17 protein-coding genes are annotated in these 18,257 nt (G+C 37.8%); all 17 read left to right on the top strand.

From position 1 onward, the window contains the following. Nucleotides 1-84: 84 nt before the first annotated feature. The 17 genes from coaBC to infB all read left to right on the top strand — a co-directional run bounded on the left by coaBC (nucleotide 85) and on the right by infB (nucleotide 18,245). Nucleotides 85-1,284, top strand: coding sequence for a bifunctional phosphopantothenoylcysteine decarboxylase/phosphopantothenate--cysteine ligase CoaBC (gene coaBC, locus J4O15_RS13565; protein ID WP_208101129.1), 1,200 nt, complete (start codon nucleotides 85-87; stop codon nucleotides 1,282-1,284). After that, nucleotides 1,284-2,873 carry a peptide chain release factor 3 gene (locus J4O15_RS13560; protein WP_208101128.1) on the top strand — a complete coding sequence of 530 codons (1,590 nt, stop codon included), beginning with the start codon at nucleotides 1,284-1,286 and terminating at the stop codon, nucleotides 2,871-2,873. Before coaBC ends, J4O15_RS13560 begins: the two co-directional genes overlap by 1 nt. A 12-nt stretch (nucleotides 2,874-2,885) precedes the next feature. Then, nucleotides 2,886-4,289: a dipeptidase PepV gene (gene pepV / locus J4O15_RS13555; protein ID WP_208101127.1), complete on the top strand. Its 1,404-nt coding sequence runs from the start codon at nucleotides 2,886-2,888 to the stop codon at nucleotides 4,287-4,289. Between the two features lie 8 nt (nucleotides 4,290-4,297). After that, entirely contained in the window at nucleotides 4,298-5,320 is a 1,023-nt protein-coding gene (locus tag J4O15_RS13550) for a methionine ABC transporter ATP-binding protein (RefSeq protein WP_009219145.1), read from the top strand. Between the two features lies 1 nt (nucleotide 5,321). Next, nucleotides 5,322-5,969 carry a methionine ABC transporter permease gene (locus tag J4O15_RS13545; RefSeq protein ID WP_009219144.1) on the top strand — a complete coding sequence of 216 codons (648 nt, stop codon included), beginning with the start codon at nucleotides 5,322-5,324 and terminating at the stop codon, nucleotides 5,967-5,969. Nucleotides 5,970-6,084: 115 nt separating this feature from the next. After that, entirely contained in the window at nucleotides 6,085-6,963 is an 879-nt protein-coding gene (locus J4O15_RS13540; protein ID WP_208101126.1) for a MetQ/NlpA family ABC transporter substrate-binding protein, read from the top strand. Nucleotides 6,964-7,162: 199 nt separating this feature from the next. After that, nucleotides 7,163-8,821 (top strand): zinc ribbon domain-containing protein, encoded by a 1,659-nt coding sequence (locus J4O15_RS13535; protein ID WP_208101125.1) that lies wholly within the window; start codon nucleotides 7,163-7,165, stop codon nucleotides 8,819-8,821. Between the two features lie 20 nt (nucleotides 8,822-8,841). Further along, nucleotides 8,842-9,537: an ATP-binding cassette domain-containing protein gene (locus J4O15_RS13530; RefSeq protein ID WP_208101124.1), complete on the top strand. Its 696-nt coding sequence runs from the start codon at nucleotides 8,842-8,844 to the stop codon at nucleotides 9,535-9,537. Further along, a complete protein-coding gene (locus tag J4O15_RS13525; protein ID WP_243762070.1) occupies nucleotides 9,538-10,731 on the top strand; it encodes an ABC transporter permease in 1,194 nt (397 codons plus the stop codon). It begins immediately after the preceding gene. After that, on the top strand, nucleotides 10,709-11,824 hold the full coding sequence (locus J4O15_RS13520; RefSeq protein ID WP_208101123.1) for a hypothetical protein: 1,116 nt from the start codon (nucleotides 10,709-10,711) through the stop codon (nucleotides 11,822-11,824). The genes J4O15_RS13525 and J4O15_RS13520 overlap by 23 nt, the downstream gene beginning before the upstream one ends. A 16-nt stretch (nucleotides 11,825-11,840) precedes the next feature. Then, entirely contained in the window at nucleotides 11,841-12,629 is a 789-nt protein-coding gene (locus J4O15_RS13515) for a YARHG domain-containing protein (RefSeq protein WP_208101312.1), read from the top strand. A gap of 73 nt (nucleotides 12,630-12,702) precedes the next feature. Beyond that, nucleotides 12,703-12,903: an antitoxin gene (locus tag J4O15_RS13510; protein ID WP_208101122.1), complete on the top strand. Its 201-nt coding sequence runs from the start codon at nucleotides 12,703-12,705 to the stop codon at nucleotides 12,901-12,903. A gap of 213 nt (nucleotides 12,904-13,116) precedes the next feature. Continuing rightward, nucleotides 13,117-13,581: a ribosome maturation factor RimP gene (gene rimP, locus J4O15_RS13505; RefSeq protein WP_208101121.1), complete on the top strand. Its 465-nt coding sequence runs from the start codon at nucleotides 13,117-13,119 to the stop codon at nucleotides 13,579-13,581. Between the two features lie 18 nt (nucleotides 13,582-13,599). Then, entirely contained in the window at nucleotides 13,600-14,787 is a 1,188-nt protein-coding gene (gene nusA / locus J4O15_RS13500; protein WP_208101120.1) for a transcription termination factor NusA, read from the top strand. Continuing rightward, on the top strand, nucleotides 14,765-15,049 hold the full coding sequence (rnpM, locus tag J4O15_RS13495) for an RNase P modulator RnpM (protein WP_040457564.1): 285 nt from the start codon (nucleotides 14,765-14,767) through the stop codon (nucleotides 15,047-15,049). Before nusA ends, rnpM begins: the two co-directional genes overlap by 23 nt. Continuing rightward, nucleotides 15,036-15,341 carry a L7Ae/L30e/S12e/Gadd45 family ribosomal protein gene (locus J4O15_RS13490; protein WP_009219133.1) on the top strand — a complete coding sequence of 102 codons (306 nt, stop codon included), beginning with the start codon at nucleotides 15,036-15,038 and terminating at the stop codon, nucleotides 15,339-15,341. The genes rnpM and J4O15_RS13490 overlap by 14 nt, the downstream gene beginning before the upstream one ends. A gap of 3 nt (nucleotides 15,342-15,344) precedes the next feature. After that, on the top strand, nucleotides 15,345-18,245 hold the full coding sequence (gene infB / locus J4O15_RS13485; RefSeq protein ID WP_208101119.1) for a translation initiation factor IF-2: 2,901 nt from the start codon (nucleotides 15,345-15,347) through the stop codon (nucleotides 18,243-18,245). Nucleotides 18,246-18,257 lie beyond the last annotated feature (12 nt).

Genomic DNA, 18,257 nt, shown 5'->3' with positions numbered 1-18,257 from the left:
CTCTATCCTTGCTTGCAATAATAAAATAGCGTATAATCTTTTAAGCATTATATCTAAAATAAAATTAAGATTTGTGGAGGCTTTATGCTGGAAAATAAAAATATATTACTTGGTGTGACCGGTGGAATAGCGGCATATAAGATTGCAAACCTTGCAAGTATGCTAAAAAAGCAAAAAGCAAATGTAAGGGTTATTATGACAAAGAATGCCTGTCAGTTTATAACACCGATAACATTTGAAACATTGACTGCGCAGAAGGTATATACAGATACATTTGATAGAGATTTTGAGTTTAAGGTAGATCATATAGAGCTTGGAAAATGGGCGGATGTATTTTTGATTGCTCCGGCTACTGCAAATGTAATAGGCAAGTTGGCAAACGGTATTGCGGATGATATGCTTACGACTACCGCACTTGCTATGAGATGCCCTTTAGTGGTGGCGCCTGCAATGAATACCGCAATGTATGAAAACAGGGCGGTAAAACATAATATTATGAAGCTTAGAACAAACGGTATGGAAATCATACTTCCCGCAAGCGGAGCTCTTGCCTGCGGAGATACAGGAGCCGGAAAGATGCCGGAGCCTGAGCTTCTTATGGAGTATATAAAGAGAGCTGCATATAAGAAAAAGGATCTGGCAGGTAAAAAGGTATGTGTAAGTGCAGGACCTACAAGAGAGGCTATAGATCCTGTAAGATATATTTCCAATAATTCCACAGGTAAGATGGGAGTGGAAATAGCAAAGATGGCGGCTTACAGAGGAGCTAAAGTAAGTCTGGTACTTGGACCTTCAAATGTATTTGTGCCTGATTTTATAAACAGAATAGATATAAAATCGGCAGAGGATATGTATGAAGAGATAATAAAGATATCGGATGCACAGGATATAATTATAAAGGCTGCAGCTGTAGCTGATTATACGCCGGCAAACTACAGCAGTGAGAAGATAAAGAAAAAAGAGGGAGATCTGACTATAGAACTTTCAAGAACCAAGGATATATTAAAGGAACTTGGTGAGAGGAAAAATAACAATCCCAAAAGACAATTTATCTGCGGATTTTCTATGGAAACAGAGAATATGGAGGAAAATTCCAGAAAAAAACTTGTAAGCAAAAATGTGGATATGATAGTTGCAAACAATTTAAAGGTGGAAGGTGCGGGCTTTGGTACCGATACAAATGTGGTTAGCATATTTACAAAAGATCAGGAAGTAATACTTGATAAGCTGTCAAAACTTGAGGTGGCAGAAAAGATATTTGATGAGATAGTGAGGAATTTTTAGTGAACTTTGGAGAGATAAGTAAGAGAAGAACATTTGCCATAATATCGCACCCGGATGCCGGAAAAACTACATTGACCGAGAAATTTTTGCTATACGGAGGTGCTATAAATTTAGCAGGAAGTGTAAAGGGAAAAAAGACAGCCAAATATGCGGTAAGTGACTGGATGGAAATAGAAAAGGAAAGAGGTATTTCCGTAACATCATCTGTAATGCAGTTTAACTATGACGGATTTTGTATAAATATCCTTGATACTCCGGGACATCAGGATTTCTCAGAGGATACATACAGAACACTTATGGCGGCAGATTCCGCTGTGATGGTAATAGATGCAAGCAAGGGTGTTGAGGCACAGACAATCAAGCTTTTTAAGGTCTGTGTTATGAGAAAAATACCGATATTTACATTTGTAAATAAGCTGGACAGAGAGGCGAGAGATCCTTTTGAGCTTATGGATGAGATAGAAAATGTGCTTGGAATCAGAACCTGCCCTGTAAACTGGCCTATAGGTTCAGGTAAAAACTTTAAGGGTGTATATGACAGACAGACAAAGCATATAAATAAATTTACACCTACACATGCGGGAATGAAGGAGGTCGATACACAGATTATCAATCTTGAAGACAGTAAGCTTGATGATTATATAGGGGTTGATTATGCGGATATACTTAGAGGGGATATAGAACTTCTGGACGGTGCCAGTGATGATCTTGATATGTCAAAGGTGTCTGTGGGAGAGTTAAGTCCGGTGTTTTTCGGTTCCGCTCTTACCAATTTCGGTGTGGAGACCTTCCTTGATCATTTTTTGAAAATGACTACTTCACCGCTTAAGAGAAAGACACATGAAGGCATGGTAGATCCTATGAAGGATGAGTTTTTCTCTGCATTTGTATTTAAAATACAGGCAAATATGAATAAGGCACATAGAGACAGAATCGCCTTTATGAGAATATGTTCGGGTGAATATGATGCCGGAATGGATGTTTTCCATGTGCAGGGAAACAATAAAAAAATAAAGCTCAATCAGTCCACTCAGATGATGGCTGATGAGAGAAAGATAGTTGAAAAAGCGTATGCCGGAGATATTATCGGAGTCTTTGATCCCGGCATATTCGGTATAGGAGATACTCTTACCACCGCAAATAATGTGGAGTTTGAGGGTATTCCAACCTTTGCACCTGAGCATTTTGCCAGAGTAAGACAGGTGGATACCATGAAGAGAAAGCAATTTCTAAAGGGTGTGTACCAGATAGCACAGGAAGGTGCAATACAGATCTTTCAGGAGTACAACACCGGTATGGAAGAGATAATAGTAGGTGTTGTAGGTGTGCTTCAGTTTGAAGTTTTACTCTACAGACTGAAAAATGAATATAATGTAGATGTAAAGCTTGATAAACTGCCTTATGAGCATATAAGATGGATTGATGAAACTTCCACTGTAGATATAGATAAGATACAGGGAACAAGTGATATGAAAAAGATCAAAGATTTAAAGAATCGTCCGCTTCTTATTTTTACACATCCATGGAGTGTAAGAATGGTGGAGGAGAGAAATGAAGGATTGGTTCTTAGTGAGTTCGGAAAGAACTAGGAAAGGAATTTTATGAGAAAATACAGACAGGAAATAGAGAAATTTATTGATGAGCATAGAGATGAGATGGTGGCTGATATTATCAGATTATGTTCTATAAACAGCCAGAAAAGTGAATATGTGGAGGGTGCTCCATTTGGTGACGGTCCGAGAAAAGCATTGGCTTTGGCACTTTCAATGGCTGAAAAATACGGATTTGATATTACAAATTATGATAATTATGCAGGTGCAATAGATCTGAATGATAAGGAAAAGGGACTGGATATACTTGCGCATCTGGATGTGGTACCTGAGGGTGAGGGATGGAGTGTTACGGCACCTTTTGATCCGAAGGAAGTGGACGGAAAAATCTATGGAAGAGGAACTTCTGATGATAAGGGACCTGCTGTTGCCGCACTTTTTGCACTTCGTGCGGTAAAGGAATTAAGTATTCCTGTAAAAAAGAATACAAGACTGGTGCTTGGTACTGATGAAGAATGTGGAAGCAGTTGTATAAAATATTATTATACAAAGGAAAAAGAAGCACCTATGACATTCTCACCCGATGGAGAATTTCCGGTGGTAAATATCGAGAAAGGACAGCTTCAGGGAGAGTTTTCGGCAGCACTTGAGGGTGACGGTGAAAAAAGGCTTGTCAGCATAAGCGCCGGAACAAAGGTAAATGTGGTACCTCCAAAGGCAAAGGCTGTTATAGAGGGCTTTAGCATTGATGAAGTTGAAGAAAAGGCTAAGGAAGTGACTGAGAAAACAGGTATTAAATTCACCTATGATTTGGTACCGGTTTTTGAAATAACGGCACTTGGAGCCAATGCACATGCATCCACTCCGGACAATGGAAACAATGCTATTACAGGACTTTTGGAATTACTTTGCAGACTTGATTTTTCACCTTCAAAGAAAATAGATACTATTAAAAGATTATATGCCCTTATGCCTCATGGAGATACAAAGGGAAAGACTATGGGCATTGATGTGGAGGATGATAGAAGCGGTGCACTTACACTTGTATTTTCAATGCTAAGCTTAAAGAATAATATACTTCACGGTTTCTTTGACAGCAGAATACCTGTAAGCGGTGATGGTGATAAGATATTAAAGACTGTAAGTCAGAAGTTTAAGGATATTGATATAGAGTTTTTAAATAACTCTGTGGTAAAGCCTCATGAGGTTGACGGAAATTCTCCTTTTGTAAAAACATTGCTCTCAATATATGAGGACTATACAGGACTTAAGGGAGAATGTATTGCAATGGGTGGAGGAACCTATGTGCATAATATTGAAAACGGTGTGGCATTCGGGGCGGTTTTCCCTGGAACCGATACAAAAATGCATGGTGCCGACGAGTTTGTGGTAATAGATGAGCTGTTGGCGGCTGCAAAGATATTTGCACAATCCATAGTGGAGCTGTGCAGTTAAGGGGGAGTATGGATTCTATTGTAAGTTTAAAATCCATGGGCAAGGTTTTTCATACAAAAAATGGGGATGTAAAGGCTCTGGATGATATAAATCTTGATATAAAAAAAGGTGAGATCTTCGGAATAATAGGTCTATCCGGTGCAGGCAAGTCCACCTTGGTCAGATGTATCAACTATCTTGAGATACCTACAGAGGGTGATGTATTCTTTGAAGGAAAAGGTTTAAAGACAATGACCGAGGCGCAGATAAGGGATGTCAGAAGGAATATGGGAATGATATTCCAGCAGTTTAACCTGCTCTCACAGAGAAATATATTAAAGAATGTATGCTTTCCTCTTGAAATCAGCGGAGTAGGAAAGGCGGAAGCTATAAAAAGAGCAAGAGAACTTTTAAAGCTTGTAGGACTCTCCGACAGGGAGAAGGCTTATCCTGCACAGCTTTCAGGAGGTCAAAAGCAGAGGGTGGCAATCGCAAGGGCTATTGCCACAAATCCTAAATTACTTTTATGTGATGAGGCTACATCTGCACTGGATCCTAAGACTACCAAGCAGATTTTGGAACTTGTAAAGGATATAAATAAAAATATGGGTATTACCGTAATAGTAATTACCCATGAGATGAAGGTTATTGAGAGTATATGTGACAGAGTTGCAATTATTGAAAACAGTAAAATAGCCGAGATGGGGAAAGTGGAGGATATCTTTTCAAATCCTAAGTCGGATATAGGTAAAAAACTTATATTAGGAGATGCGTTCCAAAGTAAGGAAATCGTTTCAGGAGTGAAGCTTCGAATAGAGTTTGACGGAAGAAGCTCCTTTGAGCCTGTACTTTCAAATATGATACTTTCATGCGGTATTCCTGTAAATATTTTATATGCAAAGACCAAGGATATAGGCGGTGCGGCAGTCGGACATATGATTATACAGATATCAGGTGAAGAAGAGGCTCTAAAAGTAAAAAGATATATGGACAGTATCGGCATGATTTATCATGAAGTGGAATTTGCGGAGGAAAAGGAGGAGATTGAATAGTATGACGGCAATGATTTTAAAAGGTCTGTATGAAACCTTACTTATGACTGTCGCTTCTTCATTATTTTCATATCTACTGGGTATTCCTCTGGGTGTTATTCTTGTAGTTACCGACAATACAGGTATAAAGCCCATGCCGAAGCTAAACGGTGTTTTGGGGATGATTATAAATCTGATAAGATCGGTTCCTTTTATGATTTTGCTTATTATGGTAATACCTTTTACAAGATTTCTGGTTCGTACATCCATAGGGCCTGTAGCGGTTATTCCGCCACTTGTAATAGCGGCATCACCATATATAGCCAGAATGGTGGAATCATCATTAAAAGAGGTGGATGCAGGGGTAATAGAGGCTGCCAAATCAATGGGAGCAAGCAATGCTCAGATAATATTTAAGGTGCTTTTACCTGAGTCAAAGCCGTCACTTTTAGTAGGTGCCGCGATATCTGTGACCACAATCCTCGGATATTCGGCTATGGCGGGATTTACAGGCGGAGGCGGTCTTGGAACTATTGCCATTAACTATGGATACTACAGATATCAGACAGATATAATGCTTATAACAGTGGCTATTTTGGTTATTCTTGTGCAAATAATACAGGAAATATTTATGAGAAGCTCAAAACGCTCCGATAAGAGAATCAGATAAAAGCTTATATGTAACCAGCTATAAAAAAAGACTATAAACATGCTTGTTATAAATTATTGACATAATATATTGTATGGTCTATATATTGTATAAGAAAAACATGGAGGAGAAAAAAATGAAAAAAAGAATTTTATTGGCATTAGGTTTAGTATCACTTCTTGCTTTGGCAGGATGTACAAAGAAGGCGGCAGATACCCCTTCAAGTGAGAGCGCAACAGAATCGGTAAGTGAGTCTGCAAGCGAGTCTGCAAGCGCAAGCAAGGAATTAAAGACTATTGTAATAGGAGCAACACCGGCACCACATGCAGAGATTTTAGAGGCTGCAAAACCGGTTTTACAGGAAGAGGGATATGATTTAAAGATAGTTGAGTACAATGACTATATTCAGCCGAATGTAGCACTTGATACAAAGGAATTGGATGCAAACTATTTCCAGCATTATCCATATCTTGAGAACTTTAACAAGGAGCATAATACAACACTTGTTTCAGCAGGAGCAATTCACTATGAGCCGTTCGGTATCTATGCAGGAAAGACAGCTTCACTTGACGCACTTGCAGACGGTGCAAAGATTTCAGTACCGAATGATGCTACAAATGAGGCAAGAGCCCTTCTTTTACTTGAGGCTAACGGTCTTATCAAGTTAAAAGAAGGTGTAGGTATCAATGCTACAAAGCAGGATATTGTAGAAAATCCAAAGAATCTTGATATACAGGAAATCGAGGCTGCTCAGGTAGCAAGAACACTTCAGGATGTGGATATTGCGGTAGTTAACGGAAACTATGCAATAGAGGCAGGTTTAAAGGTAGGCGATGCACTTGCAATAGAGGATTCAAAATCACTTGCAGCTACAACTTATGCAAATATCATAGCTGTAAGAGCCGGAGATGAGAAATCAGATGCAATACTTGCACTTATAAAGGCTCTTGAAAGCGATGCTGTAAAGAAATTTATAGAAAGCAAGTACAATGGTGCGGTTGTACCGATGTTCTAATCTTTTGCAATAAAAGACGGCTATAATTCAGGATAAATATATGATACTAAAGACTTCGGGGTTTAGCTTCGGAGTCTTTTTAATACAGTTTAAGATCTTTTTATTTGCAATAAAAAATAAATAAGTGCAAAATACCAAGAACTATAGTAAAATAAATATACAAATATAGTAAAATATAAGGAAAATAGGAGGGCATATTGTGAATTGTAAAAAATGTGATTCACCTGTAGAACAAAATGAGATGTTTTGTGCGAATTGTGGGGAGAAAAATCCTGATTTTAAAGAGGATGGCACTAGTGCATTTTCTTCCTATGACAATGGTGGAAAGAAGAAAAAGGGTGTAGCAAAAATAGCTATTGGTGTTGCCGCGGCATTGGCGGTAGCCGGTGTGGCATTTGCCGGAATAAATGTAGTAAGCGGAATATTTATTTCTCCTACAGATCAGTTTAAAAAGGCTGTAAGGAGTGACATAGATTCATCAGTATCTTTTTTAGGAAATGTTATAGATACGGCAAAGGAAAAATATAAATTGTATGAAGAAGGGATTGGAACAACAGGCAGAGTCAGTTTGGAAGTTTCACCTGAGGGAAAGTCTGCACTGGAATCCGAATTTCCATACTATATGAGTGAAATAAGCTGGCTTGATAATTTTACAATAAACTATCAGGGTAATATGTCGGAAAGCGCAGTTAGTTTTGATTTAAATACCTTGATAAACGACAAGGAATTTATGGATGCAAATCTATACCTTGATAATAAGGAGTTACAGGTAAAGTTACCTGATCTTTCAGATGATGTAATAACTGCTGATGCAGGCTCTTTGTCAAGCGAGTTCGGATATGGAAGTTCTGTTAGTTTATTTGATGTAATGGGTAAGAATATTGCTCTTATGAATGCTACTCCGGATTCAAAAAGGATAAACAAGATAACAGCAAAGTATACCGATATTATATTAAAAGGCATAAAGGATGTGGAGAGAACATCTGACAGTGTAAGTGCCGAAGGCATAAATGTAAAAGCAACAAAGCTTACAGCAAATATATCAGGTGAAGAGGCAAGGGATTTAAAGATTGAGGTTTTAAATCAACTGATTGCAGATGAAGATATAAAGGAAATACTTACAGGATATCAGGAAGTATATGAAAACATGCCGGGCAAAGCACTTAAATACGGTGACAGCGATATATACGGTGAGTTCATAGATGAAATCAAATCCGAGCTTGAGTTTGTTGAATACGATACCTTACATGATATTAAATACAGTGTATGGATCGGATCCGGAAAAAAGATAATGGCAAGAGAATTGCTTGTTGATGATAAAAAAGTAATGCTTTTAAAAACACCTAGGAAAGGTTCGGATATAGGTGTTGAGTTTACTTCTATGGAAGATAGCAGTGATATAAAATTCAGCGGAAAGGGCAAAATCAACGGCTCTAATATAGAGGGTGATTTTGTTTTGGAAGCAGGCGGTAAAACTGTTTATATAAAATCAAATAAATTCGACCTGAAAAAATTGGAAGAAGATAAGACTGATATAGAAGTGGAGCTGTCTACCTCAGCAGATGAGGAATACGGAGATTACAGTTTATTTGTTAAACTCTTAGGTGACAGCAAGAAGAAAACAATTACCGTTGATTTAAAGAAAAAGGGACAAAGTCTTGTAAAGATTGAAAGTTATGAAGAGCTGGCAAAAATGACAGGAATAGATGAACTTGACGGCAAGAAACTCAGTTCGGACAGCTATGCGGATATAATGGCATATATGGCAGGCATCAAATCCGATAAATTTATTGAGAAACTTAGAAAGACGGATATTCCTAAGGAATATGTGGATATACTTGAAAGTCAGCTTCCATAGAGATAGAGTACAGAGATATTATGAAGGCTGATTCTGTGGAAAGTAAGATAAATATAGTCGGCATAAAGAAAAAATACGGAAAGAAAGAGGTTTTAAAGGATGTAAATCTTACAATTCCTTTTTCAAGCTGTATAGGGATTCTTGGGGGGAACGGCAGTGGAAAGACCACCCTTCTCTCCATATTGGCAGGTATAACAGATGCCGATGCGGGAGCATTTTACTGCGAGGGTTTTGACCTTTTAAAAGATGTGGGCAGGAGAAGATTTCTGGTAGGCATTATACCGCAAAAAAATCCGCTTATAGAAGAATTGACATGCTATGATAATCTTAGACTATGGCATGATAAGGCTTATCTGGATACAGCTATAGGTACAGGTATGGTAAAAAAACTGGGTGTTACAAACTTTTTAAAAAGAAGAGTTGGTGAACTTAGTGAGGGTATGAAAAAAAGACTGTCAATAGCCTGCGCTGTATACAGACATTCTAAAATATTGCTTATGGACGAACCGAGTGCGGCACTTGATATAGCCGCAAAGAATGTAATATATAATTATATAAGGGATTTTGTTTCAGAGGGTGGTATAGTGATTCTGGTAACACATGATGAGGGAGAACTGAAGTTATGTGATAAACATTATATTCTAAGAGATGGAATGCTTTCAGAATATAATTTTGACGGAGATATTAAAAATCTTGCCGATATGATGGGTGATTAAATGTTTAGAGCTTATCTGAAAGTTCAAATAAAGAGATTATTAAGAGTACTTCCTATGGCGGTACTCTTTAATTTCATAATGATTTTAGGAATTTGTGCAATATTTGTTTTTACGATAGCTATACAAAGCCGCGGAGAAAAAAGAATAGGCGTAGGAGTGGTCGGCAATATAGAAAATAAATATATGAAGCTTGGAGTTGAAATGCTCAATAATATGGATGCTTCAAGATTTTCTGTAAAGTTTGAAAGCCTGGATGAGGAGAATGCCAAAAAGGCATTAAGAGAGGGCAGGATAGCAGGATATTTTAAAATAGATAAAGATTTTATCGAAGGATTGGAAAACGGTGAAAACAGACCTGTAATATATGTAAGCTCATCCGGAGGATTGATGAATGAATTGTCAAAGGAAGTGGCATCGGTATTTTCAGTACTTATAGTTAATTCTGAAAGGGTGATTTATGCGGTGGATGAATATTTAAGCGAGCATAAAAATGTATATGACAGAGAAACCGCCAATACTGAATTAAATATGAGTCTTTTAAAAAATGTATTTACAAGAGGAAAAATCTACAATATAGAAACGAAGGCTTTAACAGGGGAGGTATCGGTTAAAGATAATTATATCTGTGCTATGATAATTATCTTAACGGCATTATCGGGAGTGGGACTTGGCAGTCTTTTATCCGGAAAGAAGGATACATTGCAGGAAGTTTTAAAATCAAGAGGGCTTTCATATATATCTTCCATTATTTGTGAACTGATTACAGTAACTCTTTATATTCTGATTTTGATTATATTCGGATTTGGTATTTTTCTTCTTGCTATAAATTTTTTACAGGATGAAAGCTTTATAAGCCCTGATTATTTTGAGTTTTTTTGCAATATATTTGCAGTTTCAATTATGTTTGCTTCGATGCATTTATTTATATATGAGCTTATATATCAAAGAGTGACAGCTGTACTTACGGAGATAATACTTGGGATATCACTGTGCTATATAGGTGGCTGTATATATCCTTTAAGCTTTTTCCCGGATATTATACAAAAAATATCGGTATTTTTGCCTTCAACTGCCGGAAAGAATATTTTAATCAGTGGATTGGGATATAGGCTTGACTTGTTCTCATTAGCAGTGGTCTTTTTATATACTGTATTGTTTATGGGAGGTGTATATGTTTTACGATGTAAAAAATAATATACATACAGCAATAAAATGGTATATAACATTAAATAAAAGACTTTTAAGAAGATTTGAGTTTATAGTAATGCTTTTAATACTCCCGATACTTGTGCTTGGTATGATGGCGGTTTCATCAAGGAAAAAAGGTCTGCTTGATATAGGTATCGTGGTGGAAAAAGGCTCGGATAATGAAGTGAAGAGAGTTGCACATACTTTAATGGAGGGTGAGAGTGTAATTGATTTTTCCATATACGAAGAAGAGGAGCTTGCAAAAGAGGAAATACTTAAGGGAAAACTTGATGCTATATGGGTACTTCCACATTCCTTAGAAAGTATAGATAATGGTAGCATAAAAATTTATCAGACAGATAACAGTACCATAAAAAATATAGCAAGAGAAAAACTGTATTCGGCATTATATCCCTACATTGCGTATTCGGAGTATATAAAATATATGAATAAAATCAATGTATATGAAAAGGATATCTTGGATAAGTACTTTAAAAATATAAGTATAGACGGTGATTTTATAAAATTTGAAGGTCCGGACAGTGAAAACACCTATGATAAGCTTAATTATCTGACATATCCGATAAGAGGCTTTATGTGTGTATGGCTGTTTGTAGGAGTGATGACGGCAAATATATATTTTCTTGCTGATGAAAAAAAAGGACTCTTTTCAATGATGGATAAGCAATTAAAAAGAGTTGTGGCACCGGTTTACAGTGTGGGTATTTCGGTGAATATGGCTGTAGTGATGCTTGTTACATTGATTTTAACAAAGCAGTCAGGAGGTATTTTCAGGGAGTTGATAGGAATAGTAATGCTTTTAACTGCATTTATCATTTTGGCGGATATTCTTAAACAAAGCTTTGACTTTCATATACTTGAAGCTGTGATTTTGCCTTCTGTTTTATTTTTGATTGTTTTTGCTCCGATAATATTTGATATAAGGATGTTTGGAGTAGCGTATATATACAGGCTTAATCCTATATATTATTATCTGAATCTGATTAATGACAGAGAAGTTGTTTTTGAGTTTGCTGTATTTATTTTAGTGATTTTTATTTTAGATATTATATTTTATAAAATCAAATGTAAAAAATGAATAAAGGAGGGTATTGATGTTCTGTTCAAAATGTGGTGAAAAGGTGATGGACGGCTCTAAGTTCTGCGCAAACTGCGGAGCGGCTATAGGCGGCAATGCTTCGGGAGCCGGTATGAAAGTTGACTTAAATAAGTCCGGTGATTTGCCGCCTCAGGGAAATTACAGCAGTGCAGCGGCGAATAATCCTAAGAGGAATAAGCCCGGTAAAAAAAGACGGCTCAAGATGATTATTGTCATTATTCTTGCTTTATTATTGGCTGTTTTAACAGTAGCTACGGCTTTAGTTAAAGCGGGAATTATAAGTGTAGCCGTTGTGGATAATAAAACTAAAGAAAGAGTTTTTGATACCGATAGAAAATCTGAAATCGCAAAAGACGGGAAAACTGAAGATGATAAGAGTAGTCAGAATCAGGATAAAAAATCAGCCGGTAGCGATAAAAATGAGAAGTCTATTGATGAAAGTACAAAAATAAGTGAAAGGCAAACAGAGAGTATGTCAAGTGAAGCTGTTACCGAGCCGGTAAATAATGAGTATATTTTGCCGGAGAGCAGTACAAGATTATTGGAGAGAAAAGACCTCGAAAATCTAAGTGCAGAGCAGTGTCGCCTGGCAAGAAATGAGCTCTATGCCAGACATGGACGAATGTTTGATGATGCCGCTTTACAAAGTTATTTTGAGTCATGCAGCTGGTATCAGGGAAGTATACCGGCAGCAAATTTCAGTGATACTGTATTAAGTGAGATTGAAGTTAAGAACAGAGATTTTATAGTAGCCTATGAAAAGGAGAAGGGGTATATAAAATAGCAATGTATTAGTCTTTGAATATTGACTTAATATATATCAAGATATATACTGAATAAAAAAGGGCGGTGATTTTATGTTGACAGCAAAAATTTTTGAAAATGGGCGAAGCCAGACAGTAATATTGCCAAAGGAATGCAGATTTTTATCAGATGAGGTTTTGGTAAATAAGATAGGTGATATAGTGATATTATTGCCCAAAAGCAGCAATTGGGATTCTTTTGCAGCAGCTATAGATATGTTCTCAGACGATTTTATGGACGATAGGAGAATTTGAAATAGTACCGGATATTAAATTGGTGAATTGGGCGTAATACTTGTGTAGATGTATTTTTAAGTGGTGAAAGCCGGATAAGGTGATAATAAAAGCTGAGTAAGGCTATTTAGTCCTTGCATTTAAACGAAAAGTGTGGTATAGTGAATAAAATATGTTCGACAGGAAAGTGGGCCGAGGGGTCCACTTTTTTATGCATATTATGAAAGGATGGAAATGAGCAAAAGCGAAACTTATGTAAAAAGAACGGAAGAGTTCTTGGAAAAACTTAGCAGTGAATTGGATTTTGAGGTAGTGGATGTTGAATTTGTCAAGGAAGCGGGAGAACACTACCTGCGTGCATACTGTGACAAGGATGGCGGCATAGGAATAGAGGACTGTGCAGATATTTCAAGACATCTCAGCGACTGGCTGGATGAGAATGATTTTATTGACGAGGGGTATATTTTAGAGGTTTCTTCCCCCGGGCTTGGCAGGACTTTAAAAAAGGATAAAGATTTTCTAAGAGAGCTCGGAAAAGAGGTTGAGCTTAAGCTCTACAAAGCGAGAGAAGGTGTAAAGGATTTCGAGGGAGTACTTAAGTCATTTGACGGTGAGAATATCACCGTAGAAACAGAAAATAAAGATGAAGTCTTTACAAAAAAAGAAATTGCAAATATCAGATTAAAGATAGATTTTTGATGGAGGATAATACAAAGGATGAATAAGGAATTACTGGAGGCACTTGATCTCTTGGAAAAAGAAAAAAATATAAGTAAGGCGGCAATTTTAGAAGCGATTGAGAATTCTTTGATTTCTGCATGTAAAAATAATTTCGGCACAGCGGACAATGTAAAGGTAAGTGTAAATCCGGATACCTGTGACTATTCCATAATACAGGCAAAGGAAGTGGTGGAGACATTGGGAAATAAGCCTACCATCGAGGATAAGGCTACCAAGATATCACTTGCCGAGGCAAGGATGAAAAATCCTAATTTAAGTGTAGGTGATACCGTACTTGTACCTGTTATTTCAAAGGAATTCGGAAGAATAGCTGCCGGAGTTGCAAAGAATGTTATTTTGCAAAAGATAAGAGAAGAAGAAAGAAAAGTAATATTTAACGATTACTATATGAAGGAAAGAGATATAGTAAGCGGTGCGGTTACAAGATTTATGGGTAAGAATATTGCTATAAACCTTGGAAGAATAGATGCCGTGTTAGCTGAGAGCGAGCAGGTAAAAACAGAGGGGTTAAAGCTTGGAGACAGATTAAAGGTATTTGTGCTTGAGGTTAAGGACAATCCGAAGGGACCCAGAATATCAGTATCAAGAACACATCCCGAATTTGTAAAAAGACTCTTTGAGTCGGAAGTACCTGAAATCAGAGACGGTGTGGTAGAGATAAAGTCCATATCCAGAGAGGCAGGCTCCAGAACAAAGATTGCCGTATTCAGCCATGAGGCGGATATTGATCCTGTCGGTGCCTGTGTAGGTGTGGACGGAGTCAGAGTAAATGCGGTAGTTGAAGAGTTAAGAGGTGAAAAGGTTGATATAGTAAACTGGGATGATAATCCGGGTTACCTGATTGAGAATGCTCTTTCACCGGCAAAGGTAATAGCCGTAGTTGCGGATGAGGAGACAAAAGAGGCGGATGTAATAGTTCCGGATTATCAGCTTTCACTTGCAATAGGTAAGGAAGGACAGAATGCAAGACTTGCAGCCAGACTTACAGGATATAAGATAGATATAAAGAGTGAGAGCCAGGCAAGAGAACTGGGAGTATTTGATTCTTTAGACGGTAGTGACGATATATCTGATAATATGCCTGTTGATGAGGAGTATACAGAGGATAATGAAGGATTGGATGTTGGGGCAGAAAGCGAAGATGACAACGACATTGAAGAATAAAACACCTCAAAGAAAATGCATTGGATGCAATGAGTCAAAGCCTAAAAAAGAATTGATTAGAATAGTGAAGACACCTGAGGATGAAATACTTTTAGACAGTACGGGAAGAGCAAACGGTAGAGGAGCTTATATTTGTAATAATCTTGAATGTTTACAAAAGGCTGTAAAAACAAAGGGTTTAAACAGAGCATTTAAGATGAATGTAGATACGGATGTTTTAGTAAAGCTTAGTGAGGAGATGGCAGAGCTTGACAAAGGATAAGGTATTAAGACTGATAGGTCTTGCTATGAAGGCAGGAAAAGTGGTGTCAGGAGAGTTTTCAGTTGAAAAATGCATAAAATCAGGTAAGGCAAAATTGGTAATAGTAGCAGCGGATGCGTCTGAAAACACTAAAAAGAAATTTGAAGATAAATGTAAATTTTATAATGTTCCGATATTGATATATTCCACAAAGGAAGATTTGGGAATTGCTTTGGGCAAGGGGCTTAGATCATCAATGACATTGACTGAGGACGGATTTAAAAATGCAATATTAAAAATCACGGAGGAATGATAATTGAGAGTAAACGATCTGGCAAAAGAAATAGGCAAAAATAATACTGAGTTGATAGGATATTTGAAGGAAAAGGGCATATCAAAGGTTGCCATGTCAAATATTACAGCTGATGAAGAAAAAATGCTTAGAGAAAAATTTGATAAAATAGATGGAAATAAAGCGGTGAATAACAAAGAAAATATGGAAAACGACAGAACGGTAGAGACCAAGAAGGAAGTATCAGAAACAAAGAAGGAGGAAACTCCAAAGAAAAAGGTTGTTGTATTCAGACCACAGAATGCACAGCAGATGCCTACAAAAAAATCAGGCTCAAAATCAGCTCCGGCAGCAAAGAAAAACACAAAGAAAAATGCCGAAGCCGATGAGCAAAAGCAGCTTGTTAAGAAGAATGTAAATGAAGAAAAAAACAAGTCTGATATGCCAAAGGATAAAGAGATAAAGAAAGAAGAGAAGATAGCACAAGTGACAAATACACAAGAAGTGGTTACATCAAAAGAGTCTGTAAAGCAGGAGGTTTTAGAAACTTTAAAACAGGAAGTTGAAAAGGAAAAACAGCCTGAAACAGTTGCGGAAGCTTCAAAGCCAAGAAATGTCTATGCTGAGATGGAAGCTGCAAAGAAGGCAAAGGAAAATGCCAAGCCTATCAGAAATATCTTTAAGGAAAGAGAAGAAAGAGATAAGGCAAGAGGCAAGGATGCCCGTCCTCAAAACAAGGATAAAAAGACTTTTAATAAAGATAAGGACCAAAAGGGCAATTTTAAGAATGACAGAAATCCAAGGGGCAAAGACGGAGACAGAAATACAGACAGAAACAGAAACTTTGCAGGAAAAGACGGCAAGGGCTTTGCAGGTTCAAATGATAAGAACAGCAGAAATGACAGAAGCAAAGACTATGCAAAGGATGAAAATAACAGCAGAAGTTTCGGCAATAAGCAGCAGGGATTTAAGAAAAACGAATCATCGGGCAATGTAGCTGTACTTGACGGCTTAGGCAAGAAGACTACAAACAGAGTTAATAAAAACAACTTTAAAAACAATAAGAATGATAAAAAGCACAGAACCGAGGACGGACCGGCAAAGGGCAAGATAAGTAAGCATCCGTTTATAATGCCTACAAAGCAAAAGGTTGAAGAGGTACAGGATGATATTAAAGAGATTATTATTCCTGAGACAATTACATTAAAGGATTTTGCTTCAAAGCTTAAGCTTCAGCCTTCAACAATTGTTAAAAAGCTTTTCCTCAAAGGTCAGATAGTTACAATCAATACAGAGCTTACATTTGAGCAGGCTGAGGAAATAGCACTTGAGTATGATGTTATATGTACTATGGAGGAGAAGGTGGATGTTATAGGAGAGCTTCTTGCAGAAGAGGAAGATCCGGAGAGCACATTGGTTCCAAGACCTCCTGTAGTGGTTGTAATGGGACATGTCGATCATGGTAAAACATCCTTACTTGATGCTATAAGAAAAACAAATGTTACAAGCAGAGAGGCGGGCGGTATCACACAGCATATCGGTGCATATATGGTAAAAATCAATGGAGAGCCTATTACTTTCCTTGATACTCCGGGACATGAGGCGTTTACGGCAATGCGTATGCGTGGTGCTCAGGCTACAGATATTGCGATACTTGTTGTAGCTGCGGATGACGGCGTGATGCCTCAGACTGTAGAAGCTATCAACCATGCCAAGGCGGCGGGGGTTGAGATAATAGTTGCTATCAATAAGATAGACAGACCTGCCGCAAATATTGATAAAGTAAAGCAGGAGCTTTCAGAGCATGAGCTTATACCTGAGGATTGGGGCGGTTCAACCATATTTGTACCTGTATCCGCAAAGACCGGAGAAGGTATATCAAATCTTTTGGAGATGGTAATACTTACAGCAGAGGTAAAGGAGCTTAAGGCAAATCCTAACAGAAGGGCAAGAGGTCTTGTAATAGAGGCTGAGCTTGATAAGGGTAAGGGTTCGGTTGCAAGAATACTTGTACAAAAGGGAACTCTTCATGTAGGAGACTTTATTGCGGCAGGATCATGCTCGGGTAAGGTTCGTGCCATGATGAATGACAGAGGTATAAAGGTTAAGGAGGCTACACCTTCCACACCTGTTGAGATCCTTGGACTTGACAGTGTACCGAATGCAGGTGAAGTATTTGTAGCTACAGAAAATGACAAGGAAGCAAAGGCATTTGCCGCTACATTTATCTCGGAGAGCAAGAATAAGCTTATCGAGGATACAAAGGCAAAGCTTTCACTGGATGATCTTTTCAGCCAGATTAAGGCAGGAAATGTTAAGGAACTTCCGATAGTGGTAAAAGCCGATGTTCAAGGTTCTGTAGAAGCTGTGAAGCAATCCCTTACCAAGCTTTCAAATGATGAAGTTGCTGTTAAGGTTATCCACGGCGGTGTAGGTGCCATAAATGAAAGTGATGTGGTACTTGCAGCGGCAAGTAATGCAATTATAATAGGATTTAATGTAAAACCCGATCTCATGGCAAAGGCTACCGCCGAAAGAGAAAATGTGGATCTCAGACTTTATAAGGTTATCTATCAGGCGATAGAGGATATAGAGAGCGCTATGACCGGTATGCTTGAGCCTATCTATGAGGAGAAAGTTATCGGACATGCGGAGATCAGACAGATCTTTAAAGCATCAGGTGTCGGAAATATTGCAGGAAGCTATATACTTGACGGTAAGTTTGTAAGAGGCTGTAAGGTTAGAATCACAAGAGACGGAGAGCAGATCTTTGACGGAAATCTGGCATCACTTAAGAGATTTAAAGATGATGTTAAGGAAGTTGCTACAGGCTATGAATGCGGTCTTGTATTCGAGAAATTTAATGATATACAGGAATTTGACCAGGTAGAGGCTTATGCTATGGTAGAGGTTCCAAGAAGCTGACAGAAAGGAATG

Source organism: Lachnoanaerobaculum sp. Marseille-Q4761, from assembly GCF_017565785.1.
Taxonomy (GTDB): domain Bacteria; phylum Bacillota; class Clostridia; order Lachnospirales; family Lachnospiraceae; genus Lachnoanaerobaculum.
The sequence above is the reverse complement of the archived record's forward strand: the minus strand, read 5'-3'. Positions and strand labels throughout refer to the sequence as shown.